Annotated in this window: 24 protein-coding genes; 15 read left to right on the plus strand and 9 right to left on the minus strand. The window is 66.3% G+C overall.

Annotated features, from left to right (window positions below; all coding sequences use genetic code 11):
* The first annotated feature begins 536 nt into the window (after nucleotides 1-536).
* The 5 genes from QQ25_RS00255 to QQ25_RS00275 are packed head-to-tail and all read left to right on the plus strand — an operon-like array spanning nucleotide 537 to nucleotide 5375.
* Nucleotides 537-3140, plus strand: a complete 2604-nt coding sequence (locus QQ25_RS00255) for an ATP-binding protein (RefSeq protein WP_101906402.1) — start codon at nucleotides 537-539, stop codon at nucleotides 3138-3140.
* Entirely contained in the window at nucleotides 3137-3592 is a 456-nt protein-coding gene (locus tag QQ25_RS00260; protein WP_039376523.1) for a roadblock/LC7 domain-containing protein, read from the plus strand. Before QQ25_RS00255 ends, QQ25_RS00260 begins: the two co-directional genes overlap by 4 nt.
* Entirely contained in the window at nucleotides 3589-3966 is a 378-nt protein-coding gene (locus tag QQ25_RS00265) for a DUF742 domain-containing protein (protein WP_101906401.1), read from the plus strand. The genes QQ25_RS00260 and QQ25_RS00265 overlap by 4 nt, the downstream gene beginning before the upstream one ends.
* Nucleotides 3947-4531, plus strand: a complete 585-nt coding sequence (locus QQ25_RS00270; protein ID WP_039376524.1) for a GTP-binding protein — start codon at nucleotides 3947-3949, stop codon at nucleotides 4529-4531. Before QQ25_RS00265 ends, QQ25_RS00270 begins: the two co-directional genes overlap by 20 nt.
* Before the next feature lie 58 nt (nucleotides 4532-4589).
* Nucleotides 4590-5375, plus strand: a complete 786-nt coding sequence (locus tag QQ25_RS00275; protein ID WP_039326565.1) for an MHYT domain-containing protein — start codon at nucleotides 4590-4592, stop codon at nucleotides 5373-5375.
* An 18-nt stretch (nucleotides 5376-5393) separates the two neighbouring features.
* Here QQ25_RS00275 and QQ25_RS00280 read toward each other — a convergent pair whose 3' ends face one another.
* From QQ25_RS00280 to QQ25_RS00290, 3 genes are read right to left on the minus strand one after another with little or no spacing between them, the layout of a single operon-like run.
* On the minus strand, nucleotides 5394-5879 hold the full coding sequence (locus QQ25_RS00280; RefSeq protein WP_039326566.1) for an SRPBCC family protein: 486 nt from the start codon (nucleotides 5877-5879) through the stop codon (nucleotides 5394-5396).
* A gap of 3 nt (nucleotides 5880-5882) precedes the next feature.
* Entirely contained in the window at nucleotides 5883-6221 is a 339-nt protein-coding gene (locus tag QQ25_RS00285) for an ArsR/SmtB family transcription factor (protein ID WP_039326567.1), read from the minus strand.
* A gap of 33 nt (nucleotides 6222-6254) precedes the next feature.
* Nucleotides 6255-6644 (minus strand): nuclear transport factor 2 family protein, encoded by a 390-nt coding sequence (locus QQ25_RS00290; protein ID WP_039326568.1) that lies wholly within the window; start codon nucleotides 6642-6644, stop codon nucleotides 6255-6257.
* Between the two features lie 102 nt (nucleotides 6645-6746).
* On the opposite strand from QQ25_RS00290, the gene QQ25_RS00295 reads away from it, so the two are divergent.
* Nucleotides 6747-7379: a TetR/AcrR family transcriptional regulator gene (locus QQ25_RS00295; protein WP_039326570.1), complete on the plus strand. Its 633-nt coding sequence runs from the start codon at nucleotides 6747-6749 to the stop codon at nucleotides 7377-7379.
* Nucleotides 7380-7383: 4 nt separating this feature from the next.
* Here QQ25_RS00295 and QQ25_RS00300 read toward each other — a convergent pair whose 3' ends face one another.
* Nucleotides 7384-8313, minus strand: coding sequence for a carbon-nitrogen hydrolase family protein (locus QQ25_RS00300; RefSeq protein ID WP_039326571.1), 930 nt, complete (start codon nucleotides 8311-8313; stop codon nucleotides 7384-7386).
* 105 nt (nucleotides 8314-8418) lie between these two features.
* On the opposite strand from QQ25_RS00300, the gene QQ25_RS00305 reads away from it, so the two are divergent.
* Nucleotides 8419-9669, plus strand: a complete 1251-nt coding sequence (locus QQ25_RS00305; RefSeq protein WP_039376525.1) for an NADH:flavin oxidoreductase/NADH oxidase family protein — start codon at nucleotides 8419-8421, stop codon at nucleotides 9667-9669.
* 168 nt (nucleotides 9670-9837) lie between these two features.
* A complete protein-coding gene (locus tag QQ25_RS00310; protein WP_039376526.1) occupies nucleotides 9838-11682 on the plus strand; it encodes a hypothetical protein in 1845 nt (614 codons plus the stop codon).
* A gap of 12 nt (nucleotides 11683-11694) precedes the next feature.
* Here QQ25_RS00310 and QQ25_RS00315 read toward each other — a convergent pair whose 3' ends face one another.
* Nucleotides 11695-12111, minus strand: a complete 417-nt coding sequence (locus tag QQ25_RS00315) for a nuclear transport factor 2 family protein (protein ID WP_039376528.1) — start codon at nucleotides 12109-12111, stop codon at nucleotides 11695-11697.
* A gap of 101 nt (nucleotides 12112-12212) precedes the next feature.
* On the opposite strand from QQ25_RS00315, the gene QQ25_RS00320 reads away from it, so the two are divergent.
* Together QQ25_RS00320 and QQ25_RS00325 are read left to right on the plus strand one after the other, a co-directional pair.
* Complete coding sequence (locus tag QQ25_RS00320) at nucleotides 12213-12788, plus strand: PadR family transcriptional regulator (protein ID WP_039326578.1); 576 nt, start codon at nucleotides 12213-12215, stop codon at nucleotides 12786-12788.
* A 125-nt stretch (nucleotides 12789-12913) separates the two neighbouring features.
* Nucleotides 12914-13939: a fused (3R)-hydroxyacyl-ACP dehydratase subunits HadA/HadB gene (locus QQ25_RS00325; protein ID WP_039376759.1), complete on the plus strand. Its 1026-nt coding sequence runs from the start codon at nucleotides 12914-12916 to the stop codon at nucleotides 13937-13939.
* On the opposite strand, the gene QQ25_RS00330 is transcribed toward QQ25_RS00325, so the two are convergent.
* From QQ25_RS00330 to QQ25_RS00340, 3 genes are read right to left on the minus strand one after another with little or no spacing between them, the layout of a single operon-like run.
* Nucleotides 13936-14583 (minus strand): maleylpyruvate isomerase family mycothiol-dependent enzyme, encoded by a 648-nt coding sequence (locus QQ25_RS00330; protein ID WP_039327296.1) that lies wholly within the window; start codon nucleotides 14581-14583, stop codon nucleotides 13936-13938. The genes QQ25_RS00325 and QQ25_RS00330 overlap by 4 nt on opposite strands.
* A 12-nt stretch (nucleotides 14584-14595) precedes the next feature.
* A complete protein-coding gene (locus QQ25_RS00335) occupies nucleotides 14596-15354 on the minus strand; it encodes an SCO6745 family protein (protein ID WP_052235529.1) in 759 nt (252 codons plus the stop codon).
* Between the two features lie 11 nt (nucleotides 15355-15365).
* Nucleotides 15366-16100 (minus strand): DUF1906 domain-containing protein, encoded by a 735-nt coding sequence (locus QQ25_RS00340; protein ID WP_409370969.1) that lies wholly within the window; start codon nucleotides 16098-16100, stop codon nucleotides 15366-15368.
* Nucleotides 16101-16218: 118 nt separating this feature from the next.
* On the opposite strand from QQ25_RS00340, the gene QQ25_RS00345 reads away from it, so the two are divergent.
* Nucleotides 16219-16740, plus strand: coding sequence for a pyridoxamine 5'-phosphate oxidase family protein (locus QQ25_RS00345; protein WP_052235551.1), 522 nt, complete (start codon nucleotides 16219-16221; stop codon nucleotides 16738-16740).
* 18 nt (nucleotides 16741-16758) lie between these two features.
* Here QQ25_RS00345 and QQ25_RS00350 read toward each other — a convergent pair whose 3' ends face one another.
* A complete protein-coding gene (locus tag QQ25_RS00350; protein ID WP_039327298.1) occupies nucleotides 16759-17433 on the minus strand; it encodes a TetR/AcrR family transcriptional regulator in 675 nt (224 codons plus the stop codon).
* Between the two features lie 125 nt (nucleotides 17434-17558).
* Between QQ25_RS00350 and QQ25_RS00355 the strand changes: the two genes are divergently transcribed.
* The 4 genes from QQ25_RS00355 to QQ25_RS00370 are packed head-to-tail and all read left to right on the plus strand — an operon-like array spanning nucleotide 17559 to nucleotide 22391.
* Complete coding sequence (locus QQ25_RS00355) at nucleotides 17559-18695, plus strand: VOC family protein (protein ID WP_039376531.1); 1137 nt, start codon at nucleotides 17559-17561, stop codon at nucleotides 18693-18695.
* Nucleotides 18692-19630 carry a fumarylacetoacetate hydrolase family protein gene (locus tag QQ25_RS00360; protein WP_039376532.1) on the plus strand — a complete coding sequence of 313 codons (939 nt, stop codon included), beginning with the start codon at nucleotides 18692-18694 and terminating at the stop codon, nucleotides 19628-19630. Before QQ25_RS00355 ends, QQ25_RS00360 begins: the two co-directional genes overlap by 4 nt.
* A complete protein-coding gene (gene mhpA / locus QQ25_RS00365; protein ID WP_052235530.1) occupies nucleotides 19627-21189 on the plus strand; it encodes a bifunctional 3-(3-hydroxy-phenyl)propionate/3-hydroxycinnamic acid hydroxylase MhpA in 1563 nt (520 codons plus the stop codon). The genes QQ25_RS00360 and mhpA overlap by 4 nt, the downstream gene beginning before the upstream one ends.
* Nucleotides 21186-22391, plus strand: coding sequence for a cytochrome P450 (locus QQ25_RS00370; protein WP_039376533.1), 1206 nt, complete (start codon nucleotides 21186-21188; stop codon nucleotides 22389-22391). The genes mhpA and QQ25_RS00370 overlap by 4 nt, the downstream gene beginning before the upstream one ends.
* The last annotated feature ends 86 nt before the right edge of the window (nucleotides 22392-22477 follow it).

The following is a 22477-nucleotide window of genomic DNA, read 5'->3' on the forward strand; positions in this document are numbered from 1 at the left end:
CCTGACCTCCAGCGGAGCTTCACGGCACTTCTACACAGTGCCAAGCGTGCTCGGCCAAGCTGAGACGAAGCATCGAGTTGGCCGTGGACACATTAAGGATCCCTCTTAAGCTGCTTTTACACACTGAAAGAACGTCGACAGAGACGTATTTCACACTCACGGATTTGACAACATCCGCCGCAGTTGTTTGCTGCTGCGGCACTCCCATTCGCCCTGATCGAACGATCAAGATCATCGCGGCAGGCACTGCCAGCAATCCCGACTCAGCCGTCGCGACAGCTTCCCACCGGCGGGGGTCCTCACAATCGCAGCATCTTCTTACATTCGCAAGAAACCCGCACGTAGGAAGCGCACACAAATTAAGGAACGGCGCCAGCGAACGCGCCGCCGTTAGCCCCGTCGATGCAGAATCGTTACCTATCCCTTACCCTGTCCGGTGGCCGAGCTCCCCTGCTGGAACGTCAATTAGCTCGGTGAAGGGTGGTACGGCTGTGGATGCACATGATCCGAGCGTCGGAGAACATGCGCGTCCGACCATGACGCGGACGTCTCGCGCGTCTCGCGCGTCCATCGAAAGCTGGCCGCTTCGATGGAAGGTCGCGGCGACTCTGGTGTTGCCGATCCTGCTCGCGGCGACGTTCGGCGCAGTCCGTATCTACAATGAACTGTCGGCCGCCTCGCGGCTGAACCTCGCATCCGACAACGCCGTGATCGTGGTGCCCGCGGTGGAGTTGGTCGACCGGCTCGACGGCCTGGCCTACGCCGCCGCCTCGGGCGCACCACTCGAAGAGCCCCTCAGACAGTTCGACGAGAGCGCCGGCGCCCTGGACGCCCTGATCACATCCGCCGAGTTCGACCCGACCGCCGCCGCACAACTGACGACCGCATCTCCGACCGCCAAGACGCTGCGCGACGACATCAAATCGGGCCCGCTGCCCCAGCGCGTGATCGCCGAACGTGCGTCCGACGTGGCGTCCGGCGTCGTGTCCGCGATCGCGACCACCACCGGGACGGTCGACGATCGCGTCGTGCGGCCCCTGGCAGATCAACTCGTGGACGCACTGACAGCGCAGCGGGCGTTGACGACGCAGCGGGTCCTGATCGCCGCCCCCGACTTCAGGGAGTCCGACGAGCTTCGCACCGAGGTCGCCGACGCCGCGGGTGCCGAGGCAGCGGCCATCGATCGACTCGGCCGGCTGACACCCACCGACGAAGCCACGGCGTTGTCCAAGGAGTCCGACGTTCGCCGCGACACCTATAGCGAACCGTCCGGCGACACCGTGCACGCGCCCGCGTTCACCGAAGCGATGCGGGCAAGCGTCGACCAGTACCGCGCGATGACGCAGCGCCTGTCCGCCGACCTCGACGGCACCCTGCACCACCGAGCCAACGTGTTGCGGTCCGATGCCTTGCGCGACACCGCGATCATCCTCGGCGCCGTGCTGGCCGCCCTGGTCTTCGCCCTCGCTGTCGGCCGCTCACTCATCCGCTCGATCGGCCGGCTGCGCCAGGGCGCGCTGCAGGTGGCACAGGTGGAGCTGCCCGAGGAGATCGAACGCCTCAGCAAGGGCGGCGGTATGCCGGAGATCCAGGCGCTGCCGTTCCGTACCAACGAAGAGGTCGGTCAGCTCGCGCGCGCGATCGACGACATCCACTCCCAGGCGGTCCGCCTCGCCAGTGAGCACGGTGTCCGCCTCCAGATCGGCGACATGTTCGAAACCCTGTCCCGTCGAAGCCGGTCACTGGTCGAGGAACAGTTGGCACTCATCGAGACACTCGAGCTCGACGAGGAAGATCCGGTCCGGCTCGATCACCTCTTCCGGCTCGATCACCTCGCGACACGCATGCGCCGCAACGGCGACAACCTGCTGGTCCTCGCCGACACCGTGGAACGCCACCGAACATCGCCCCCTGTCGCACTGCCCGACATGCTGCGCGCCGCGATGTCCGAGGTCGAGGAGTACCGCCGGGTGCAGGTCGGACACATGGCCGACGTGTCGATCGCCGGATCGGCCGCCGGCGATATCGGCCACCTGATCGCCGAACTGCTGGACAACGCACTGCGCTACTCACCGCCCGATTCGCCCGTCATGGTGACCGTCGGACGCGCGGTCGACGCCGGCCTGCTGGTCGAGGTGGCCGATCGCGGACTGGGCATGTCCAAGGACGACTTGACGGCGGCGAACGAACGCCTCGCGCTCGGTGGTGAGGTGACCTCCGAAACCGCGAAGCGCATGGGCCTTTTCGTGGTCGGACGCTTGGCACGCCGCCACGAGGCCACGGTGCGGCTGCGGACCACCTCCGCCCTGACCGAGCGCCCCGGTGTGACGGCGAGCGTGCATCTACCCGGCACGCTGGTCTCACCGATAGGGATGAGCGAGAGCCTCGACGACCTGCGCACCGGTTCGTTCGCCGAGCCTTCTCCGGGAGAATCCCGCCCGCGGTCCGCCGGAGCCGGGCGGGGAGCACTCACAGCCGGGACGCATGCCCTGACGAACGGCTCGCAGGCCAGCTCGCCGCCCGAGCCCGAATCCGGCGCCCCGGTCCGCGCGACCGCCAGCGGACTGCCGAAGCGCTCACCGGGCGCCAGCGGCGTGACCGGCATCCCGGCCCCCGCCAACGGGCTCACCGCCCCGGCGCCGGCCGATCGTGAAGAACCCGAGCGTCAGCAGCGCGGGAATCCGCTCTCGTACTTCACCTCGGGCAATTCCGATCCCGCGGCCTCGAAACCGCCGAGCCCCGAACCCGCACCGGCCACCGAATCCGTGCAACCGCGCATCGAGGCGGAGATTTTGGAGAGTGCTCCGATCTTCGAGCGGATGGCCTCGGAATGGCTGATGGATCCGACGGCACCGGAATCCCGCCACCGGGTCTGGGCCAGCGCGGCCGACGCCAGCTGGGAGGCCGCGGCCAAGGCTGTCGAGCAGGAACCGAAGCGGCACACCGCATCCGGGCTGCCGATTCGCGAACGCGGAGCGCGCCTGGTGCCCGATGAGGCAAGATCGGAAACCCAGGCCCGGGCCGACGGGTCCAACGATCCTGCGGCCATCCGGGACATCCTGAGCCGGCAATTGGCCGGCGTACGCAGGGGCCGGGCCGAGACCGACGCAGCACAGAGCCGAATCGAAGGAGATCGATGAACACCGGCACGCAACCACATGAACGGTCCGCGGGATCTGCTGCAACACGGTCAGGCACCTCAGGCACCCTCGACTGGTTCGTGTCCAACTTCGTCCGCGACGTGCCGGGTGTCTCCCACGCGATCCTGGTGTCGGCCGACGGACTGCTGATGGCCGCGAACTCCCACCTGCCTGCCGATCGTGCCGAGCAACTGGCCGCGGTCACCTCTGGCCTGGCGAGCTTGTCCACCGGTGCCGCCCGGCTGTTCGAGGCAGGCAACGTACGGCAGTCGATCGTCGAGATGGACGACGGGTTCCTGCTGTTGATGGGCGTCGGCAACGGCTCGTATCTGGCCACCCTGGCCTCGATCTCGTGCGACATCGGACAGGTCGGATACGAGATGGCGTTGCTGGTCGACCGGGTGGGCAAGACCGTCGAGGCGACACCGCGCGCCACCCATGCAGCTCGATGACCCTGAGCATGGACAGACCCGAGCAGAAGCGGTCCGCCAGTCGCGCGCGGCCGTACACCCTGACCGGCGGACGAACCCGAGCCCGGGTCGAGGTACCGATCGAAGCACCGGTGGAGGCCGTGCTGTCATCCGGTGATCTCGACTGCGCACCGGGCGACATCCCCGCCGTCATCGTCCGGATGTGCGACACCCGGCCGTCGATCGCCGAGATCTCGGCCTACGCCGGCCTACCCATCGGGGTGACGCGGGTACTGGTGAGCGATCTGGTGGACAGCGGCCACCTTCGCGTACACGCCACCCTGACCGACCGCTCGACCGTTGCAGAACGGCGCCTACTGATCGAAAGGACCCTCAGTGGATTACGCGCACTCTGACTCCGGCCCCACCGTGTCATCGACGAAGATCGTGATCGCCGGAGGCTTCGGCGTCGGCAAGACCACGTTCGTCGGATCGGTGTCGGAGATCGTGCCGTTGCGCACCGAGGCACTCGTCACCAACGCCTCGCAGGGCCACGACGATCTCGAGGCGATCCCCGGCAAGGAAACCACCACGGTGGCCATGGATTTCGGCCGCATCACCATTGCCGACGACCTGGTGCTGTATCTGTTCGGTACCCCCGGGCAACGGCGGTTCTGGTTCATGTGGGACGACCTGGTGCACGGCGCGATCGGCGCCGTGGTGCTGGTCGACACCCGCAGGCTCGATGACAGTTTCGCGGCCGTCGACTTCTTCGAGGCCCGCAGCCTGCCGTTCCTGATCGCGGTCAACGAGTTCGACGACTCGCCGACCCACAGCATCGACGAGCTGCGTGAGGCGCTGTCGGTCTCGCCGAACGTGCCCATCATCAATGTCGATGCACGGCAACGCGATTCAGCGAAGAATGCCCTGATCGCCATCACCTCGTACGCGCTGGACCGCCTGCCGTCCTCAGCGCTGTAGATCCGCCGCCCTCTAGATCCACCCGCCCCACCAGTCCCACAGTCTCGAGGAACACACCATGAACCACCAAGTACATCACTTCGACATGGGCCTCTGGCTGTTGTTTCTTGCGTACATCGTCTCGGTGACCGGCTCCGTCGTCGGCCTGGCCTGCACCCGTTGCGGTGCCACCGCAACCAGCGGACGCGATCGGCTCCGCTGGTTGCTGATGGCCTCGATCGCCATTGGCGGGGTGGGCATCTGGCTGATGCACTTCATCGCGATGCTGGGCTTCGCGATCCCGAGCAGCATGGTCCGGTACCACTTGGGCTGGACGATTGCCTCAGCCGTCATCGCCATCGTCGCGGTGTTCGTCGGTCTGATCACCATCGGCCGCGAATTCGACCTGCGCCGCCTGCTGGCCGGCGGTGTGATCACCGGCCTGGCGGTCGCGGTGATGCACTACACCGGCATGTGGGCAGTGCAGATGCAGGGCACGATGACCTACGACACCACCCTTGTCGTCCTCTCCTTCGTGATCGCCGTCGTCGCGGCGACGGCCGCGTTGTGGTTCACCCTCGTCCTCGAATCACGCGGACTGCGATTCGTCGCCGGCCTGGTGATGGGTGTGGCCGTCGTCGGCATGCACTACACCGGCATGGCTGCGGTGCGGGTGAATGTCGACCACACGATGCCGGTTCCCGGTGGGCCCGAGGTGTTCTCGTTCCTGTTCCCGGTCTTCGTGATCGGCCTTCTCGCACTCGTCGTCCCGATCACCGCCGTGATGCTGGCGCCCGACAACAGCGGTGAGGACAGCGAATCCGATTCCCGCCCAGTGGCCGCGACGGTCGGGCGCCACCGGTAAACCGGTCAGCGCGGCGGATCACGCTGCGATCAGGTCGTCGATCTGGTTGATCGCCGACGAGGCCCCCTCGACCACACCCATGTCCAGCACCTGCTGAAGCGCATCGGCGGACTCGTAGGTGCTCACGTAGGTGGCGCGGGTGCCGCCGTCGTGTTCGGCAAAGGTGTAGACGTTCTTGGACACCGGCATTTCGGGATTCGGGTTGAAGTCCAGATCGGCGAAACCGTCGTCGAACGCGAAGTTCGTCGGCTCGTCGACAGCCGTGACATCCCAGTACCCCGCGTGCTTGTCGCCCTCCGGGCCGATCATGAAGTAGGTGACGCGCCCGCCGGGCGTGAGGCTGTGGTCGACGACGGTCGCCGGGTACGTCGGTGGGCCCCACACCTTCTCCAGCTGGCGCGGGTCGGCGTAGACCTGCCAGATGCGCTGCACCGGGGCAGCGAAGTCGGCGGTGATCGTCAGGGTCAGGCTGTCGAGGTCGTGTTTGACATCGGTTACGGGCATGGTTCAGTCCTCCTTGGTATCTGATGCGATCAGTTCATCGATGCGTGCGATGCGGCCACGCCAAACCTGTTCCAGCTCAGTCAACATGGACGCGACCGACCGCACTGCCTCTACGTCACCACTGGCCAGCTGCTCACGACCGTTGCGTCGCTTGGTGATCAGCCCGGCCTTCTCCAGCACGGCGACGTGTTTTTGCACCGCGGCGAAGCTCATCTCGTATTTCGCCGCGAGCACCGAGACCGAGTGCTCCCCGGCCAGAACCCGGCGCATGATGTCTCGCCTGGTCCGGTCGGCGAGCGCGTGGAACAAGGCGTCTGCCCGGTCCTCATCGCTCTCAGTCACACCTCCAACATACAACCATTTGGTTGTATGTTGTCAAGGGTTGATCTCGGCCATCGCGGCCTGCATGGCCGCGCCGTCGACGTAGGACTGCTTACTGGTGACCAGTCCGTCTTCGACGGACACGACATCCACCAGGTCGATCTCGACGGGTGTACCGGCGGGCGTCGTGCCGGTCATCGTCCACTCCGCCACCCAGTAGTCCTCGCCCACCCGCAGGGACACCGGCACGAAACCAAGGTCCGGCACCAGCTCGAAGACCTGGGCCGCGGCGAGCCGAATCGCCTCCCGGCCCCGCGCCGGATCCTGGCCCACGTGCAGATGAAACACAGAGTCCACGCTGTGCAGGCCGGCGATGGCGTCGGCATCGTGCCCCACCCAGGCGGCGTGGTAACGCTCGAACAGGGCCTCGGTTGCTTGGCTCACGAATCCTCCTCAACGGTTTGTCGGACGACTTTCACGCAACTGATCCGCGCCAGCGGGTCAGCTCCCGGGCTCGGGCGCGCGCCAGGTAGCGTTCGGTTCGGTATGGCGGAAAAGAGTCTCAGCGACCGGGCGCAGCGCCGTCGGATGCGTACGGCAGGTCCGATCATGGATGCCGCCGAACGGCTGTTCGCCGCAAAGGGTCTGGTGCGGACCACCGTTGACGAGATCGCCGCCGCTGCCGACGTATCGGTCGGGACCGTGTACTTCCATTTCGAGTCGAAAGACGGCCTCTACCTCGCACTCGTCGAGCGTGCACTCGACGTCAACGAGGAGTACATGGGCCGGATCGACCGGGACTGTGGGCCGTTCGATCGCGTGTTGCAATCCGGGGATTGCTACCTGCGCTTCTTCCTCGACCATCCGGACAAGTTCAGGCTCGTGGTGCTGCGCGTGCTGGAGCCGTCCAGCGGCGGGACGCTCGAAGACGCCGAGCAGCGGATCGCGGCGCGAGTGAGGCGGATCGTCGGCAACGTCGAAGCCGACCTTGCCGAGGCGCGCGACGCCGGGCTGATCCGCGACGTCGACGTACCCGCCACGATGCAGTTTCTGTGGGGAGCCTGGAACGGCGTGATCGCTCTCGCCCTGCGCCAGGACGATCTGGCCCTCAGCTTCACCGAACTTGAGCATTGCATCGAACTCGGTCGCGGACTGGTTCGCGATGCTCTGCAGGCATGAGAGGTCACACCCGCGCACTCGTCACGTGACGGCGGTACCAGCGTCTGCCGTGCCAGCGTTGGTAGTGCCACGTGGCGCTCGCGAGGGCCCCGCGCGGATGGAGCCAGTACGCCTCGGGCGGCTCGAGCGCCGGTGTTCGACGGCCGATCTCGATCTCGCCCAGGACCACACCCTCGCCCTCGTCGGCTCGACGTTCGCCGACGATCGCCCCACCGGCGTCGGTGATGAGCGTCGACCCCTCGAAACGGCCCTCGTAACTGACCGGCAACCACGGCATCGAGCACGTCAACACCCCGGCGTGCGCGGCATGAAGTACCGGTGCGCCAACGTATTTCGCAAACGACGCCGCAGCAGTGCGGGCCGTCGCGGAATTCTGGCGTTCCCACCGGTCGAACAACACCCGCGGAGTCCATTCCGGGATCGACCACCACCCCGAACCGGTCATCATCAGATCGACGCGCGACCTCAACCGGCGAACCGTGCGGGTCCGCATCAGCTCCCAGCACACCGCGGCACCCACCTGGTAGTCCCCGTTGGCAAAGACTCCGTCGTCGCTCCCTCCGATGTAGAAGGCGTTCTCCCACATCGTCGGCAGATCCTTGTCATGCCGGCCCACGATGCCGCCGGGACCGGCGGCGATATAGGCGTTGCGCACGTGTCCGTCGGGGTCGCGGCACAGAAACGAACCGCCGACCAGTGCCTGGTGCCGACTGGCGAGCCGGCACAGCAGCGCGGTGGCTTCTCCGCCCGGCGGAAGCGCAGCGTCTTTGAGTTCTTCCACGAAACCGATTCCGGTCGAGAAGAATTCGGGCAGCGCAATGACCTTCGCTCCCGCCCGGCCGGCCTCATCGGCGAGCCGTTCGCTCGCGGACAGGTTCTCGGCGACGTCGCCGAGAACCGCCTCGAGTTGTATGGCCGCTGCGAGGAGCCGCATGAAACAACACAATAACTGAACGCAACTTCAAAAACTGAGGATTCATGCAATACTCTGGCTCATGATCGGCGGCCCGCCCCGGCTTCTCGATAGAGTGCGGTCGCCATGAGCTCCATCGATCAGCCGCTCACGCTGGCCTGCGGACAGACACTGCCAAACCGGCTGATGAAAGCCGGGCTCAGTGAGCAGCTGAGCGATCGCGACCACGCGCCCACCGGGCAGCTCGAACGCCTCTATGACCGTTGGGGGCGTAGCGGCTGCGCCTTGACCATCACGGGCAACGTGACAGTGGACCGGCTCCACATGGCTGAGCCGCGTAACGTCGCCATCGAGGACGGCCGCGATCGTGATCAGCTGTGCCGCTGGGCACGGGCCGCCAAGCGGGGCGGCACGCACATCTGGGTCCAGCTCAATCACCCTGGGCGGCAGGCCAACCCACTCGCCGGCCGCACCCGCCCGGTGGCACCGAGTGACGTTGCCCTCGCCATTCCCGGCGCACCACGTCCGCGCGCCCTGACCGCACGCGAGATCGAGGCGACCATCCGGCGTTTCGCGACCGCGGCCGCCGTCGTCAAGGACTGCGGGTTCGACGGAGTCCAGCTGCACGGTGCGCACGGCTATCTGATCTCGCAGTTTCTCTCCCCGCTGGCCAATCGGCGCAACGACGACTGGGGTGGCGATCTGGAACGCCGCATGCGATTCCCGATCGAAGTGCTGCGGGCGGTTCGTGCCGCGGTGGGCGACCGATTCCCGGTGGGAATCAAACTGAACTCGGCCGACTTTCAGCGCGGCGGCTTCACCGAGGACGAATCCGAGAAGGTGGTGACCCGCCTGGCCGCCGAGCAGATCGACCTGATCGAGATCAGTGGCGGCACGTTCGAGCGGCCGGCGATGATGGGCTCGATCGCACGGCAGAGCACCCGCGACCGGGAGGCTTACTTCCTCACATACGCCGAGCGCGTTCGCGAGCACGCCGGCGATGTGCCGCTCGCCGTGACGGGCGGCTTCCGTTCACGCACTGCCATGGATCGCGCGCTCGCCGAAGGTGCCTGCGACATCGTGGGTATCGGTCGCCCGCTCTGCATCGACCCGCAGGCCGCGCAACGACTATTGGACAACGCCGGGCACCACGCCGCAGCCGGAACTCCCCGTATCGCGGCGCGCTCACTGCTGGGCCGCATCGTCGACCTGCACGCCGCCGATGCGCTGCTCGATATTCAATGGCACACCGACCAGATCCACCGGATGTCCAACGGCCTCGATCCCGACCCGGGCCGACCGTGGTGGTTCAGCATCATGACCACCGTGCGCCGCAACGGCCTGGCCACTATCCCACGCCCGCGGCGAAGGGGCTGAACTCACTGATTTCGGCCACCCCGCCGAGACCGTCACGCAAGATGGCAAAAGCCCTCTTATGACATCAGGCGATGTCATATATTGGGCCGGCGTGTGTTCGTAGCGGCTGGCATTCCCGTCACCGGCAGATCCGGACACCATCGCGGAATGTCAAGGGGGACATCGGTAATGGTGAACAGTTCGCGCTGCCCGGAGAACGCAGGACGCATGCCGCTGCGATACGGCCTGTCGGTCATAGCCGTCGGTATCGGGGTCGGGATCGCCGGCACGAGCGCACAGGCCGTGGCGTGGGCGGATCCCGGCAGCACCGGTTCGTCGTCCTCGTCGTCCTCGTCGGCATCCTCGGGCCAGTCGTCGAGCCACTCACGTGCGGGAACCGGCCACGGACCCAAGAAGCCGGCGGACCGACGCAGCACACGTCCGAACCGGCTGTCGCCGTCTGCGAAGACCCCGGACCTCGACACCGCTGACACCACAGCGCCCGACGCGACGTCGTCGAACGATGACGACACCTCACCAGCTGCACAGCCGAACTCGACCACGCTGCAGCAGGAGTCGCTCGCCGATATCGTTCGCGGCAAGCTCCGCGACATCAAGCCGCCTGTCCCGACCCGGGCCGACGGCACACGTTTGGCCAAGTCGGACTTCTCACCCCGCACGACGGCCAAGCGCCTGGCCGTGGTCGCGCCGCCGGCGGCAACCATCCGCGACGAGATCCGCTCCGCGATATCGGCGGCCGGCCCGGCACGCAAGACAGCCCTGCCGGAGATCACGGCGGTAATCCACGCCGCGCCGAAGACCGCCGCGAACGCGATCCCCCCGACCGCGAAGGTCGCCGCGGTCACCACCACGACCAAGCCGACTCCGAATCCCCCGGAGCCGCTGTCGCCGATCGCCAAGATCGCCGAACTTCCCGGCCGCATCGTCAACACGGTGCTGCAGGTGCTCGACATCACCGTCTCCGCCAACGGACCCGAGAGCCCGCTCGACTTCGCGCCGATCAACAACGCGCTCTTCGCGGCGTTCCGTGAGATCGAAGGCCAGCTGGGGCTGACGAAAACCCCTGCCGCGCAACCAGTGCCGCCGACGATGATCTATGACGGGCCCACCACCGGCAAGACCCCGACGGTGTCGCAGTTCCTCAACGCCGCGACGGCCGCGTACGTGTGGGGCGGCACCCCCGGCGACCTGAAACCGTTCGTGGTCGACGGCAAGCAGATGGAATCCACCAATGTGCTGACCGGTATGTCGGGCAAGGCGTGGGTGACGCCCGAAGGGCAGATCATCATCGCCTACCAGGGCACAACGGGTGGCACGAACCTGCTGCACAACCCGCTGATCGCGGTTTCCCAGGTGATCGCGGACACCCAGGTGATCTTCACCGACACCCCGCCTCAGGCCTTCATCGACGCAGTTGCCTTCGAGCAGGAGGTGGAGGCCGCAGCGATCGCGCAGGGCTACCGCAAGGAAGACATCTTCGTCACCGGGCACTCGCTCGGCGGATGGGAAGCCGCATACGTCGCACAGCAGACGGGCTTGGGCGGCATCGGTTTTGAGAGCCCCGGCCTCAACACCACGGTGCCGGGCAACGGCGCCGACTCAGGATTCGTCAACGTCCTCACCTACGGGGATACCGCCGCCTATTTCTCCACCGATCTGCCCGGTCTGCAGCCGTTCATGCCGGAGTACGTGCCCGGCGGAGGCAGCAAGCCCCACTACGGATCGATCGTGATGATCGGCAATCCCGACGCCGCCATCCCGCTGATGAACTCGGCGGCACTGCTGAGCACCGGACCGATCGGCGGCGCCATCTTCGTCGTCGACATCCTGGTCAACTTCCTGCAGTACCACCTGCCCGGCATCCAGGCATACCACCTGGGCGTCACCCCGGACCCCGGCGTGGTGCCGTGGCTGGGCAACGCATCAGGGCCGGTCAACGCCGACTACGCCGACATGACGATTCCGGAACTGCAGAAGGCGGCGTCGGACGCGGGGACCCTGATCAGGCCGTAGGCGAGCCGCTGATCAAGCAGTAGCGGACTCCCGCTGAATCTGTTCCGCGGCTTCTTGTTTGATCCGATCGAACTGTGCGGCCATGGCCTCCGACAAAGCGGTCGCTGCGGACAGCGGCCGCACCATCACCATGAAGTCGTCGATCTTGCCGTCGTCATCGTGGTGCAGGAAGTCGCAGCCGGTGATCTTCTTGCCGTCGACCGTGGCCTCGAAGACCAGCGCATGATCGTGGCCCGACGCATCGGCGATTTCCCGGATGTACCGAAAGTCCTCGAAGACCCGCATGACGGCGCGCAGGATGGCCGCGGTGATCGGCTTGCCCGGATACGGCTTGAACGCCACCGGGCTGGTGAACACCACATCGTCTGCCAACAGCGCCTCGATCGCGGCCTCGTCGCGGGCCTCGACCGCTTCCCTGAACAGATGCACCTGACACCTCCATCGCAATTCTTCGACTGGCGGCGATGCTATGCGCCGGGCTGTTTGATAGTCAACATTTTGAATAATCACTTCGCTGCTAACATCGGCCCATGGCGTTACGCGACGCAGTCCTGGCCGCGCTGCTCGACGGCGAAGCATCGGGCTACGACCTGGCCAAAGGGTTCGATGCGTCGGTCGCGAACTTCTGGATGGCCACACCTCAGCAGCTCTACCGCGAACTCGACCGCATGGCCGCAGACGGGCTGATCACCGCACGGCTCGTCGAACAGGATCGCCGACCGAACAAGCGCCTGTATTCGCTGACCGACCAGGGCCGGCTCGCCTTGCACGAGTTCACCGCGATCGCGCCGAAACCCGGAGCGATCCGCGAGGACCTCCTGGTTCAGATCCAAGCAGTCGATACCGGCAACATCGAGGCGGTCCGCGACGCGCTCACCGAACGCCGGCAATGGGCCACCGCCAAACTCGCCCGCTACCGCCGCGTTCAGGATCACCTGCTGGCCGGGCGCACTGAAGACGCATACCTGGCCGAAGCCGAGCGCATCGGGCCGTATCTGACACTCCTGCGCGGAATCCGCTTCGAGGAAGAGAACATCGACTGGGCGGGCCGGGCACTCGCGGTCGTCGAACAGCGCCTGGCCGCAGCGGACCGACCTGGCGGATGACGGTGTCCATCGCGCCACGTTCGCCTACCGGCGATGCGTACCGATGTGGATTGCCGCGGCGACCAGACGTTACTGTGCTTTCGTCGGCTTCAGCGAACAAGCCGATCGGAAAGTTGAGCGAATTCATGACCGCAGCACCAGAAGCATCGGAGCTCGAAGCCCGCGTCGGCCACTATTACGAGGCGGATGGCCCCTACTTGGTCGGCCGCGAGAAGGTACGCGAGTATGCCCGTGCCGTGCAGGACTACCACCCCGCACACTGGGACGTCGACGCCGCCGCGAAGCTGGGCTACTCGGGCCTGGTCGCGCCGCTGACCTTCACGTCTACCCCGGCCATGGCCGCCAACCGCCACCTGTTCGAGTCGATCGTCGTCGGTTACGACACCTACCTGCAGACCGAAGAGGTCTTCGAGCAGCACCGCCCGATCGTTGCCGGCGACGAACTGCATGTCGACGTCGAACTGTCATCGGTGCGCCGGATCGCCGGCCGCGACATGATCACCGTCACCAACACCTTCACCGACACCGACGGCGAGCGGGTACACACACTGCACACCACCGTCGTCGGTGTCACCGCCGAGGATCTCAACCCTGAGATCAAGTCCGCGGTGCAGAGGGCGATGATGCATGACGTCGACCTCTTCGCGATCAACGACGACGAGTATGAGAGGACCGTCCGCCCCGAAGGCGAGGTCCGCATCGCCCAGGACGGGCTGACCCGCACCCCGGGGACGCCGTCCTTCGAGGACGTCAAGGTCGGCGACGAGCTCGGGGTGCACCACACCCGGCTGTCGCGCGGCGATCTGGTGAACTACGCCGGAGTGGCCGGCGACGCCAACCCGATCCACTGGGACGAGGACATCGCCAAGCTGGCCGGGCTGCCCGACGTGATCGCCCACGGCATGCTGACCATGGGTCTGGGCGCCGGATTCGTCTCCACCTGGACCGGTGATCCAGGGGCCGTGACCCGGTACGCGGTGCGGCTGTCCCAGCCGGCCATCGTGTCGGCCAAAGAGGGCGCCGACATCGAGTTCAGCGGCAAGATCAAATCGCTGGACCCGGAGAACCGCACGGGCGTGATCGTCGTCTCCGCGAAGGCCGACGGCAAGAAGATCTTCGGCCTGGCGACCATGAACATCCGCTTCAGCTAGGTAAGCCGCGAGCGCAGGACGGTCACGCCGTCGCCTGCCAGATCGTCGAACGCGACGGTGCGGCCGCACACGGCCAGCATCAGCGCGACGCCCGGCCCGGTGATGGGCCGGCCTTCGCCCCAGATTCGCCCGGTGTCCTCATCGTGAAGCGCGATGCCGCGCAGGCGACGGTGCGGAAAGAATCCGAGTTGCGTTCGGCTGGTGAGGAAATCGAGTACCCGAGCGACATGCCGCGGGTCCGGGAGATGCGGAAGTCCGAGCGGTATCCGGATATCGGCACCGTGCACCAACACATCGGTCAGCCCCGACAACGGACCCGTCACGGGTGGGCTCAGGCGGTAGTCGGCCCGGCTGCGCAACGTCTCGGCGATGTCTGCCGCTGGGCACTGCGCGCGACTTCGGGCCAACGCATCGATCCCACGGTTTATGCCGCCGTGGCGCAGGCCGCTGGCCAGGAAGCCCCAGAAGCCGTCCTCGAAATCGCTGACCAGATGGGCCGCAACGGTTTTCACGTCCCACCCGGCACACAGACTCGCCGTGGCGAGCTGGTCGGCATCGAGTTCCGCGATCAAGGCGGCGATCGACCGGCGCTCGTCCGCTACTGCGGCGAACACCTGATCGCGCTCCTCCCGGCTCAACCGCACCGCGTCGCCCACTCAGCCAGGGACGGCCGCCTTCAACGTCGCCAGAGCATCGGCGCTCAGCCGGGCAAGTTCGGCGGCCTCGTCCGGATCGAGGGCAGCCGTGAAGATCTCCGCCATCCGCCGGTTGGTCGTCTGCTCGATCTCGGCGTAGCGGTCCTTCTTGTCCGCACCGTCGGGGAACGGCTCAGGCCAGCCGAACATCGTGGTGTACTGCGGCCCCTTGTTGAGCATGTGAGCCTCGACCGGGGCGATGCCCGAAATCGTGAGCGCGTTGAAGTGCACGCCCGCACGCAACTCGCGGAGCACGAACATCACCTGCAACGCCCGAGCAGGGGCATCGTCGGCCAACGGCATCGCGCGCCAGCCGGCGAACAACGGCAAACCCGCGATCGGCGTCGTCGCGATGAGCTTCTCCCCCAGTGCGGCGACACGGTCCAGCCCATCGGCGCCAGAAAGATACTTGCGTCCGAAATCCGCAGCCTGTTCCCAATACTGTTGTGCCGCACCGGCAGCGCCACGGACCGCGACACCTTCGTCCCACATCGCCGCCAGCCCCTTCGGCTCGAACACCGCAAAGACCGCGCTGACCGTCGCACCGGTCGCCTCACCCAGCACTCCGCCACGGCCGGCGACATAGCCGGCCAACGGGTTCTCATAACCGGCGGCGCTACTGGCGGCGAAATTCTCCGGATGCAGCATGAAAATCGCGACGGCCTGTTCCATCGCCGTACCCGCGGCGGCGACGGCGTCCAGTGTGTCGGTGTTGCTCATGGCAATGACTCCTATCGGGCGAGATCCCATTGGCCGAAATCGGCTGCGAGCACGTCGTTCACGTCAACATGAATGTCGTCGATCACGAAACCCGGATCGGACGCGGTGACGACTTCCCGCTGGAACAGCACGGCAGCCGGCTCGCGCTCACCGCGTGACCACGCCTTCGTCTGCCACGCCCAACGATAACCCGCGCTGGTGGAAGAGCCGATGACGGCGTCGGCGATCGCCCAGCCGCACTGGCGACGGCCCCCGTAGATTCCGGTACGCGCGACGCCCAGGACCGAGTTGATACCCCGAAACCATTGGACTGCCTGGCTTTTCCATGTCGAGGCGTCGATGTCCTCGTCGACGCTGAAGAAGATCGGCGCCGTCGCCGGACCGCCCGCCGCGGTGTGAAGCCTCAACGCCGTCTTGGCATCCGCCACGCCGCCGTCGTAACCGCGGGTGAAATCCGACGGCGTCGGCCATCCCGGCTTGCCGAACTGATAGCAGCTGACGACCTGTAGGCCCGCCGCCTGCAGCCGATCAGCGTAGTCCCGGGTGACCGGCTTGAAATCGAACGTGGCTCCCGGTCGCAGCTCGGACACATAGACCAGCGCACCGCCGAAGCCCGCGGACTTCAGCTGCTCGGGTTGAACCAACCGGTCGGCGAAATCGACGATTTGCAGCCCGTCGGCCTCGGCTGACGGTGTTCCGACCGACGTGGCCAGCGCGCCCGGTACGGCCAATGCCGGGGCGAACAGCGCGGCATACCTGAGTACTTCACGCCGCGAAGCGGATCGCGTCACGGACCGAAGCGTATCCGCGGTGCACTCGGGTTGGTAAGGCTTTCGGGCCATCCCATCATGGTTGAATGTGCGCATGACGGACGAGGATCGGTCCGTGCTCGATGACGAGATGTGGGCGGCGATCAGAGATGTCGTCGGCCGGGCCAAGAAGTCGACCATGCACTGTGCGATCGCCTCGATCGCCCCTGACGGCGGACCTCACATCACGCCGGTCGGAACGATATTCCTCCGCGAGGATCACACCGGCTTCTATTTCGACGAGTACACCAGCGCACTGGCCCGCAATGTCGATCACGACCCCAGGGTGTGCGTGATGGCGGTCGACAGTGGCCGTCTGTTCTGGCTTCGCTCACTTCTGACGGGCCGTTTCATCGCGCCGCCCGCAGTGCGGCTGTACGGCACCGTCGGTGCCCTGCGGCCCGCAACGTCACCCGAGCTCGACCAGGTGCGGCAGAGCGTCCGCGCAACGCAAAGGCTGAAGGGAGGCAAGATGCTCTGGTCCGGATTCAGCCAGGTCCGCGATATCACCTTCACCGGATTCCGGCCGGTGCGCTATCCCGTGATGATGGGGCACCTCTGGCAGGGCGTTTCCTGACAGGTCCCTTGGCCAGTGTCAGGCCGCCGAACCCGCTCGGGCCAGTGTTTCGATGTCGGGCAGTGGCAGCTGACAGATGCGGTGCGCTTCGTCCGCAGCCATCCCGAGCATCTTGAGGACGTGTTCGGTGACGGCGTCCGCCGCTTCGGCATCGTCGCGGCCGGGTTCGTCGTGGAGTAGTTGGCCCAAACCGAGCAGCGCACCGCCTACGACTGCCATCGCCAACGTCAGATCCTGAACGTGGAAACGACCCGCGTCGATGCCCGCGCTGACGTCGCGACGAGCCCTCGGCGCCACACCTTTGTCGGAGGAAAGCAGGGCCAGCCCAGTGGACAACAGGACCTTGCTCTCCTGCGGACGCCGGCGGAACAACCTTCCGGTCAGGCGGAAGCTGCACGCGAACGCCTCCGCCGGATCGTCCAGCGACTTGGTGAGTTCGTCCAGCAATGCACCGTGGGCGTCGAGCACCTCGGTCAATGCTGCGTCGAACAACTGCTCCTTGCTGTCGAAGTGGTTGTAGAACGACCCCATCCCGACGTCGGCCGCCTGGGTGATCTCCAGGACCGGGACATTGAGTTTCCCTGCAGCGATGAAGGACATGGCGGCCGAGATCAACGCCGCTCGCGTGCGCTCCTTGCGCCGCGACGAGCGATTGCGCGGTTTCCCCTGTTCATCTACGGGTTGCGAGGTCATGTCACGTCCCTTCTTGCTCGCCAAGAATAACGCGATCCTCATTGTTGAGGAATTCGTCAGAAAAGGTTGACTGAGGATAACCTCGTATGTGACGATTTCGTCAGTTCTAGTGAAGGGCGGCGTACGTGACAGACACCGTTGGCGCACACCAAGGCCTGCACAGTGAGCACGGCGCCGTCGCCGGTGAGCATCTGGGCCGCAGCCGCAATCCGGTTATCAAGGTCCACGACATCGCCTGGCTGGAATTCGAGAAGCCCGACCTCGTCCGCGCCGAGGCCTTCGCGCATGCCTTCGGATTCGCCACCGTGGGTTGTTCCGACGATCAGTTGCGGTTCCGCGGCACCGACGCTGCCGCGCCGTGCCTGATGGTGCGCAAGGGGCAGCGCTCGCGATTCACCGGCGTCACGTTCAGCGCACAGGACGAGGTCGACGTGCTCCGGCTGGCCGGCGCACTCGGGGCGTCGACCCGGGCTCTACCCGACGGCATCGGCGGGATTGCGGTCGACCTCGTCGACCCCAGCGGTGTCCCGGTGCGCGTGGCCGCGGGCATTCACGCCTTGCCGCCGCTGCCACCGCAACCCCCGCGCACATTGAACGTCGGTCGAGAACTGGTGCGCATCAACGAAACTCAGCGTCCGGCGCGGATCCCGGCCAGAGTCCATCGGCTCGGCCACGTCGTGCTGCAGAGCACCAGGTACGTCGAGGCGCTGAACTGGTACCTGGACAACCTCGGCATGATCGTCAGCGACTTCCTGTACTTCCCCGGCCAACGCGACCAGGGCCCGACGATGAGTTTCATTCGATGCGACCGTGGTGGCACTCCCACCGACCATCACACCCTGGCCATCGCTCTCGGGCCCCGCAACCGATACGTGCACTCCGCCTACCAGGTGGCCGACCTCGACGCGCTGGCCGCCGGGGGCGAATACCTGCGGGAGCGTGGCTACCAGCGATCATGGGGAATCGGCCGCCACATCCAGGGCAGCCAGATCTTCGACTACTGGCGCGATCCGGACGGCTTCCTCGTCGAGCACTTCACCGACGGCGACATGTTCGACAACACGCTCGAACCCGGCTGGGCCGCATTCACCGCGTCCGGCCTCGCGCAATGGGGACCGCCCGTGACCAAAGACTTCCTCGGCATGGCGCCCGGTCGCGAGTCACTCGACGAACTCCGCTCGATGCTGGCCGCGGTCCGAGACCCGGACAACGAATTCACCCTGACCCGCCTCGGCGGCCTCCTGAAAGTAGCCAGCTCATGACCACGACCATTCTGCGGACCGTCGACGCCTGGTATGTCCAGACCGACACCGGCGCGGTGAGGATCGACACCTCCGCGACCACCACCGGCGAGTTGCTGGGCGACCGCGCCGCGATCGACACCGCCTGCCGCGGCACCGGCGATGTCGCGGTCGAATCCCTTGAGCTCGCGTCACCGGTGACCGCGCCGTGCCGCGTCGTGGCTCAGATGACCAACTACGTCTCCCACGTCAAAGACTCCGGAATGAACCCCGCGACCATCCCATTGACGTTCTTCCGCAAGACATCCGGTTCGATCAACGGACCGAGCGCAGACATCGTCAAGCCGTCGCACGTCCGCTTCATGGACTACGAAGTGGAGATCGGTCTGGTCATCGGCAAGGAACTCGCCGTCGGCACCGAGGTCACCGAGGCGAACCTCGCCGAGTACATCGCCGGGCTCGTCGTCACCAACGACATCTCCGCCCGCGACATCCAGCTGCCGAAAACCCAGTTCTACGAGGCGAAGTCGTATCCGACGTTCACTCCGGTGGGCCCCGCCCTGGTGCTGCTCGACGCCGACGAGCTACAGCGCTTCGGCGAGCTGCGTCTACAGCTGAGTGTCAACGGAGACGTACGTCAGAACTCCACGGTCTCGGGCGACATGATCTACCGGCCGCTGCGCGCGCTGCAAGAGCTCACCCGGTTCCAGCGGATGGACGTCGGCGACCTGGTCCTCACCGGCACGCCTGCCGGCACGGCGCTCACCGCACCCCCGAAACCCATCGAGATCATCGGGTCGCTGTTGCCGCCCGCGGTGAAGTGGAAGGCCTTCTTCAAGAGTCAGTCGAAGAACGCGAAGTACCTGCGGGAGGGCGACGTCGTCGAAGCGAGTGTCGCCACCGACGACAAGACGATCGACCTCGGCGCCCAGCGCTCCGTGGTGCGATACGCGTGACCGCGGCCGTTCCCGACCGCTCAACGGTGGTCATCGTCGGCGCCGGGCCCACCGGTGTCACCGTCGCCACGCTGCTCGCCCAGTACGGTGTCGACACGCTGATCCTCGACCGCTGGGCGCAGGTATATCCGCAACCACGCGCGGTCCACATGGACGACGAGATCGTCCGCACCTTCGCCCGCCTGGGTGTTGCAGACCAGATCGCCGCGATCTCTCGGCCTGCACTGGGATTGCGCCTGCTCGACGACTCCATGAATGTGCTCGCTGAGTTCACCCGCGACACCGGGCTGAGCCGCAACGGATTTCCCCAAGCCAATATGTTCGACCAACCGGAGCTCGAAGCTCTCCTGCGGTCCAATCTCGAGCGATACCAGAGCGCGGAACTCCGGGGCGACGCCGAGGTCATCGACATCGAGAACGTCGCGGATCGCGTCCGCGTCGCCTACACCGACCGCGTCACCGGCACCGAACACGCCGTCGACGCCGAGTACGTCCTGGGATGCGACGGCGCCAACAGCCTGGTGCGCACCCGAATCGGTTCCTGCATGGACGATCTCGAATTCGAGCAGCGCTGGCTGGTCATCGATGTCGCGACGTCTACCGATCTGCACCAGTGGGAGGGCGTCCACCAGGTTTGCGACCCAGTCAGGGCTGGCACCTACATGCGAATCGGTGCGACACGCTACCGCTGGGAGTTCCGGCTCCTGGACGGCGAGACCAGCGCGGAGTTCGACACACTGGACAAAGTGCGGCCGCTGATCGAGCCCTGGGTCCGGAGCGCTGCCGCGGTTGACCTGCATCTGGTGCGGGTGACTGAGTACACCTTCCGCGCCCAACTTGCCGAACGCTGGCGGCGGGGACGTGTCTTCCTCCTCGGCGACGCCGCCCACCTCACGCCACCGTTCATCGGGCAGGGCCTGGGCGCAGGCGTGCGCGATGCGATGAACCTGGCCTGGAAACTCGCCGGTGTCCTGCGTGGCACCCTGGGCCAGGATGTGTTGGACACTTATGAGCAAGAGCGAAAACCACACGCGCGTCAGCTGATCCGGCTGGCGCTCGGTGTCGGTCACGCGATGACTGCGGGCGGCGATCTGGGCAACCTCGTCCGGCGAGTCCTGCTCCCGCAATTGCACCGGTTGCCCGGCCTGAATGCCAGGGTCATCGACAGCAGGACTCCACGGCTCCACCGTTCCCGGCTGGTTCTCAAGTCAAGGGCACCAGGGAATCTTGCGGGCACGCTGTGTCCGAACCCGGAGGTCGCCGAAGGTCACCGGCTTGACGCGAAACTCGGGGCCGGCTTTGCGATCGTCACCACCATCGCGCCAGGTCCGGAGCAGCAGACGCTCATCGCTCAGCGCGGAGCCGCCCTCCACGTCGCCGCACCAGGCTCCGAACTGGCGCGATGGCTACATCGCGGCCGCGCGACAGCCGCGATCGTCCGGCCCGACCGGACCGTCATGAAGGCGGGACGAGACATCGGCGCCCTGTGCACCGTGCTTCCCACATTCCATTGCGTTGCCCCGACTCAGCCCACCGGCAGAATGAGGCCCGGCCGATGACCAAGACGCACAGCGGTATTCCCGCATACCGTCAGGACCTCTACAGCACCGAAGCCATCATCGACCCATACCCCCACTACGCCCGGTTGCGCGAACTCGGCCCCGTGGTCTGGTTACCGCGGCAACGTGCCTACGCACTGCCCCGCTACACCGAATGCAAGGCCGTCCTTCGCGACGACCAGACATTCATCTCGGGCAAGGGTGTCGCGCTCAACCCGTTCATCAACCGCCTCTCCCGAGGGACGACCCTCAACAGCGACGGCGGTGAACACGACGAACGCCGCAAGCTCGTCGCGCACCGGATGCTGCCGCGCGCCCTGCGGGCAATCAGCAGCAGTGTCGACGCACAAGCCGCATCCGTGGTCGACGCCGCGGTGGCCAACGGGGCGATCGACGGCGTTGCCGACGTCGCGACGGCGTTGCCCATGGCGGTGGTGCCCGATCTCGTCGGCTGGCCACGCGACCAACGAGACCACCTGTTGCCGTGGGCCGGAGCCACGTTCGACGTTCTCGGGCCCTTCAACAAGCACTCGCTCAGAGCGATGCCCGGCGCGATGCAGATGCTGCGCTTCGCACGCAAGGTTGTCCGCAAACGGGCCATGCTCGAAGGCAGTCTGGGTCATGACGTGCTCCTCGCCGCCGACGGCGGCAAGCTCTCCCATGCCGAATGCCCGCCGCTGATGGTCGACTACATCGCGCCGTCGCTGGACACCACCATCAGCGCCATCTCCAACGCGCTTTACCTGTTCGGAGCCCATCCAGGGCAGTGGCAGCTGCTTCGTGACGACCCGACGTTGGTTCCCAACGCGGTCAACGAGGTGATCCGATTCGAATCGCCGTTGCGGGCCTTTTCACGAAAAGTTCTGCACGACACCGAAATCGCGGGGACGCCGGTCGTCGCAGGCGCCCGCGTGCTCGTTCTCTACGCCTCCGCCAACCGCGACGAACGTGAATGGGTCGACCCCGAGACCTTCGATATACGGCGCGACGCGACCCGTCACCTCGGATTCGGACAGGGCGCCCATGCCTGCGCCGGCCAGAGCCTGGCACGCCTTGAGACGAGCGCGATGCTGCACGCGCTCATCGAGCGAGTGGAACGGATCGAGCTGACCGGCACCCCGACCTGGGCAATCAACAACATCATTCGCCGCCACAAGCGGCTGCCGCTGAGGCTTCATCGCGTCTCGGCCGGCAGTCGGTAACCCCTGGCGGGTTGACCTGCGGATGATCACAGTCGGCGAAACAGGCGCGGATCGAGGTCAGATGAACCAGAATGGCTAGTCGCAGC

The sequence above is a fragment of the Mycolicibacterium setense genome (assembly GCF_000805385.1).
GTDB lineage: Bacteria > Actinomycetota > Actinomycetes > Mycobacteriales > Mycobacteriaceae > Mycobacterium > Mycobacterium setense.